Annotated in this window: 3 protein-coding genes; 1 reads left to right on the forward strand and 2 read right to left on the reverse strand. The window is 72.6% G+C overall.

The genetic code is table 11. The features are described from left to right. Positions 1-65: 65 nt before the first annotated feature. Both ACFCX4_RS34940 and ACFCX4_RS34945 read right to left on the reverse strand, forming a co-directional pair. On the reverse strand, positions 66-650 hold the full coding sequence (locus tag ACFCX4_RS34940; RefSeq protein WP_376151285.1) for a TerD family protein: 585 nt from the start codon (positions 648-650) through the stop codon (positions 66-68). A 179-nt stretch (positions 651-829) separates the two neighbouring features. Further along, positions 830-1,468, reverse strand: coding sequence for a class I SAM-dependent methyltransferase (locus ACFCX4_RS34945; RefSeq protein WP_376151287.1), 639 nt, complete (start codon positions 1,466-1,468; stop codon positions 830-832). 324 nt (positions 1,469-1,792) lie between these two features. Between ACFCX4_RS34945 and ACFCX4_RS34950 the strand changes: the two genes are divergently transcribed. Next, the gene (locus ACFCX4_RS34950; protein ID WP_376151289.1) at positions 1,793-4,174 is read left to right on the forward strand and encodes a glycosyl hydrolase family 18 protein; all 2,382 of its coding nucleotides are present in this window, start codon (positions 1,793-1,795) and stop codon (positions 4,172-4,174) included. Positions 4,175-4,317 lie beyond the last annotated feature (143 nt).

Raw genomic sequence — 4,317 nt, forward strand, 5'->3', positions numbered from 1 at the left:
CCTCCCGTACGTCGGGGAGGCGGGCCGAGGCCGTCGGTGCGCGGACGCCGAGCCGTCCGGCGGTGTCAGAGGTACTTGACCAGCTCCGGCATGAGGTCCTGGAAGGTCCGCCCGCCGGCCGGCTGCCCGATCGCCGTCATCTGCCAGCCGCCCGGGGTGCGCTGCACCTTGGCCATGATCTGCGCCGTGTAGGCGCCGCCGCCGGTGAGCGTGTAGCGGGCCAGCTCGGCACCGGTCTGGGTGTCGACCAGTCGACAGAAGGCGTTCTCGACCTCCTGGAAGGTCTGCCCGGTGAACGAGTTGACGGTGAAGAGGATCTGGTCCACCTCGGCCGGGACGGCGGTGAGGTCGACGGTGATGGTCTCGTCGTCGGTCGCGTCGCCCGAGCCGCCGGTCAGGTTGTCCCCGCTGTGCCGCACCGAGCCGTCGTTGCTGGTGAGGTGCTGGAAGAACACCACGTCGACCGGCTTCCCGGCGGAGAACAGCACCGCCGAGGCATCCAGGTCGATGTCCTGGCCGGCGAACAGCTTGGCGAGGAATCCCTTCTTCTGGACCGCGCGCCAGCCGAGGCCCATGCGGACCACACCCAGTCGGCCTCCGCCCGGCTTCTCCAGGCTCAGCTTCTGCCCCTTCGCCAGCGAAACGCTCATCGCGACCTCCTCGTTGCTCACCTGCGCGCCTTGAATCTACAGCACTGTAGATATTTCCCGCGCCCCGTGCACGGCCTCGTCCCGGGGAGACCTGCATACCCCGTGGGCGCGCCGGGGAAGCGGACGGCACCGCACCTAGCACGGACGGCACGGCCCCGGCGGTCTCCGGGGCCGTCGGATCAGGCCGGCCGCTCCAGGCGGACCAGCGCGTCGACCGCCTCGGCCGCGCCCCCGGCCGCCCCGCGGTGGCCCGCGTCGACGGCCACCGGGCGGCGGACCCGCTCGGCGCGGACGGTGCGCAGCCGGGTGCCGGACAGGTCGGCGAGGACGTCGTCGGGGCCGTACAGCACCGCCGGGTCCTGGGGGCCGCCGGTGCCCTCGGTCAGGTTGGTGGAGTCGTGCGCGACCACCAGCAGGGTGCCGCCGGGGGCGAGGGCCGCCGCGGCCCGGCGCAGCGCCTCCCGCCGCCCCTCGGCGGGGAGCTGGAGGTAGGCGACCAGGACCAGGTCGTAGCCCCCGGGCGGGGCCTCGAAGGTGCGGGCGTCGCCGTGCCGCCAGGTCAGCCGGTCGGCGACCTCGTCGGGCAGGGCGGCGGTGAGCCGTTCGGCGCGGCCGAGGGCCACGGTGGAGAAGTCGAGGCCGGTGACCTCCCAGCCGAGGCCGGCGAGCCACATGCTGTTGCGCCCTTCCCCGGCGGCGAGGTCGAGGGCCCGTCCGGGGGCCAGCCCGGTCAGCTCGCGGACCACCCAGCGGTTGGGTTCGCTGCCCCAGACCAGCTCGCTCGCGGCGTAGCGGTCGTCCCAGGCGCGGCTGTCCATGACCCGTTCTCCGTTCGACGCGGGAACCTCTCGGGAGGCCACCGTACCGGTCCGGCGCGCCGCGCACCCGGTCGTGCGGCCGCCGACGGTCCGCCCACCGGACACCCTTGACGGCGAATATTGGTCCAGTCCAATCTGTGATGTCGTGATGCGAAGGCCCCCGGGCCGGTCCGCTTCACGAGTTCAGCACGCCCTGCCGCATCCTGCCCTGCCGCACGTGTTCACCCGGCCGCGCGCCCCCCACGGTGCCCGGCCCGGCTCCCCCCTCGGCCCGTCCGGGCCGGACGCACCACCGGAAACCCCACTCCTCCGGAGGACCACCGCATGCACGACCGTGTCATGTCCGCGCGCCCCGCTGAACGCCGGGCCGCCAATCCACGCCGCCGGGCGCTCGCACTCGCCATGGCCGCGACCCTCAGCACCGGCGGCGCCGCCCTCGCGCTCTCCCTCAACACCGCCTCGGCCGCCGCCGTCAACCTGCTCGCCAACGGCGACCTGGAGACCGGCACCCTCTCCGGCTGGACCTGCGCCAACGGATCCGTCGTCACCACCCCGGTGCACGGCGGCAGCTACGCGCTCAACGGCGCCGCGTCGGCCTCGGACACCGCGCAGTGCCAGCAGACCGTCGCCGTCCTGCCGAACACCACCTACACCCTGGCGGGCTGGGTGCGCGGCAACTACGTCTACCTCGCCGCGACCGGAACCGGCGTCAACTCCCAGACCTGGACGCCCGGCGCGGCCAACTGGACCCAGCTGAGCACCACCTTCACCACGGGTGCGAGCACCACCTCGGTCACCGTCGCCACCCACGGCTGGTACGGCACCGGCGCCTACCAGGCCGACGACCTGACCCTGACCGGTCCGGCCGGCCCGACCGGCACCGCCACCCCGACGGTGACCGGCAGCCCGTCCACCACGAGCAGCCCCACGGCGTCCAACAGCCCGACGGCCAGCAACAGCCCCACCGCCACGAACAGCCCGACCGCGACCAAGAGCCCGACGGCCACGAACAGCCCGACGGCGACCAACAGCCCCACCGCGACCAACACCCCGACCGTGACGCCCACCGCCACCTCGACCGGCACCGGGCCCGCCGGGGACGGCAAGGTCACCACGCCGACCGGCGTCACCGTCACCAAGGTCACCCACAACGCCGTGGTGCTCAAGTGGCAGCCGTCCACCGCGACCGCCGGCGACGCGCCGGTCGCCTACAAGGTGTACGCGGGCGACCAGCTGGTGGCCACCTCGATGGGCACCTCGGTCGCGGTCAGCTCGCTGCTGCCGACCCGCGGCTACACCTTCACCGTCCAGGGCTACTCCGGCGGCCACGCCTCCGCCCAGTCCGCCCCGGTGACCACCACCACCGCCGCCGCGCCCGCCAACAGCCCGTTCCGCGCGGCCTACTTCGACCAGTGGGGCGTCTACGAGAACGCGTACCACGCGAAGAACGTCGACACCAGCGGCTCGGCCGGCAAGCTGGACGTCCTCCAGTACGCGTTCGCCAACATCCACCCGACCAACCTGACCTGCTTCCAGACGGTCAAGGCCTCGGACTCGGGCAACGAGAACAACCCGAACGCCGGTGACGGCGCCGGTGACGCCTACGCGGACTACCAGGCCGACTACAACGGCGCGGCCAGCGTGGACGGCACCGCCGACACCTGGGAGCAGCCGCTCAAGGGCAACTTCAACCAGCTGCGCCAGCTGAAGGCCAAGTACCCGAACCTGCGGATCGCCATCTCCATCGGCGGCTGGACGTACTCCAAGTACTTCTCGGACGCGGCCGCGACCGACGCCTCCCGCAAGAAGTTCGTCTCCTCCTGCGTCGACATGTTCCTCAAGGGCAACCTGCCCACCAACGTGGCCGGTGACCCGGCGGGCGGCGCCGCGGCGGCGGCCGGCCTCTTCGACGGCATCGACCTCGACTGGGAGTACCCGGGCTCGGCCGGCGGCCACACCGGCAACCACTACTCCCCGAACGACAAGCAGAACTTCACCCTTCTGCTCAAGGAGTTCCGCACCCAGCTGGACGCCCTCGGCAACGCCCAGGGCAAGAAGTTCCTGCTGACCGCCGCGCTGCCCAGCGGCCAGGACAAGATCGCACAGCTGGAGACCGACAAGATCGGCGCGTACCTGGACTACGCCGACGTCATGACCTACGACATGCACGGTGCCTGGGACGCCAAGGGCCCGACGAACCACCAGGACCCGCTGCACGACAGCCCGGCCGACCCGACCACGCCGATCACCCCGGGCAACCGGAAGTACAACGTCGACACCACGCTCACCGCGTACACCACCGGCCTGCCGGAGTACGGCATCGCGGGCGGGTTCCCGGCGAACAAGATCGTGCTGGGCGTGCCGTTCTACTGGCGCGGCTGGACCGGTGTGCCGGCCGGCAACAACTTCGGCCTGTACCAGAGCGCGACCGGCCCGACCCCGGCCAAGCCGCTGAGCGCGGAGGCCGGCCTGGCCGCCTGGAAGGAGCTCAACCCGACCGCCGCCAACACCCACTGGGACCCGGTGACCGAGTCCTCCTGGGTGTACGACGGCACCAACTTCTGGACGGGTGACACCCCGCAGGCCGTCCAGGCCCGCGGCGCCTACGCGAAGAGCAAGGGCCTGGCCGGGATGTTCGCCTTCTCCCTGGAGAACGACGACGCCTCCGGCACGATGCTCAACGCGATGAGCAGCAGCCTGAACTGACACACCGCCGCACCGGACTCCCGAAGGGTCGGCCGTGCCCCACCGGCCGGCCCTTCGGGGCGAGCGGCCGCCGCCGCCAGGGCGACCCCGTGAGCGAGCCGATGCCGTGAGCCCCGACCACCGCAGCGCGCGGTGGCCGGGGC

Origin of the sequence: Kitasatospora sp. NPDC056327 (assembly GCF_042261735.1) — a bacterium.
Classification (GTDB): domain Bacteria; phylum Actinomycetota; class Actinomycetes; order Streptomycetales; family Streptomycetaceae; genus Kitasatospora.